Here is a 616-nt window from a genome sequence, read left to right on the forward strand (position 1 = left end):
CGCTTCGCATTCGTTGATGGCCTGGGCGAAGACGGGGGAGGAGTCGAGGAGTTCGGCGCCCATCCCGATCCACTGGGAGCCCTGCCCGGGGAAGACGAACACCGTCCGCCCCTGGCCCGCCACGGAGCCGCGCACCCACTCCTCGCCCTGGAGCGACATCGCCCGGTGCTCGAACACCGAGCGCCCGGTGGCCAGCGAGAAGCCCACGTCCACCGGGTCCAGGCCAGGGTTCTCGGCCGAGAAGTCCTCGAACCGGGCGAGTTGGGCGTCCAGCGCGCCCTCGCTCTTCGCGGACAGCAGCCATGGGACCGGACCGCCCGTCCGGTCCGCGCGGCGGCCGGTTCCACCGGGCCCGACGCCGACGCCGTCACCGGCGGCGCGCGCCGGGTCGCCGTCGCCCGCCTCCTCCACGATGACGTGGGCGTTGCTCCCGCTCACCCCGAAGGCCGAGACGCCGGCGCGGCGGGGACGCTCACCGCGCGGCCAGGGCGCCTCCTCCGTCAGCAGCTCGACCGCGCCCGCGTCCCAGTCCACCTCCGGGGTGGGCTCGTCCACGTGCAGGGTCTTCGGCAGCACGCCGTTGCGCAGCGCCAGCACCATCTTCATCACCCCGGCG

The 616-nt window shown here is 74.7% G+C and carries 1 protein-coding gene; it reads right to left on the bottom strand.

What is annotated here, in order from left to right; genetic code table 11:
• Positions 1 to 616: ketoacyl-synthetase C-terminal extension domain-containing protein (locus D459_RS33395; RefSeq protein ID WP_040711817.1), on the bottom strand; the 616-nt coding region annotated here is incomplete at both ends.

It is taken from the genome of Nocardiopsis potens DSM 45234 (assembly GCF_000341105.1).
GTDB lineage: Bacteria > Actinomycetota > Actinomycetes > Streptosporangiales > Streptosporangiaceae > Nocardiopsis_A > Nocardiopsis_A potens.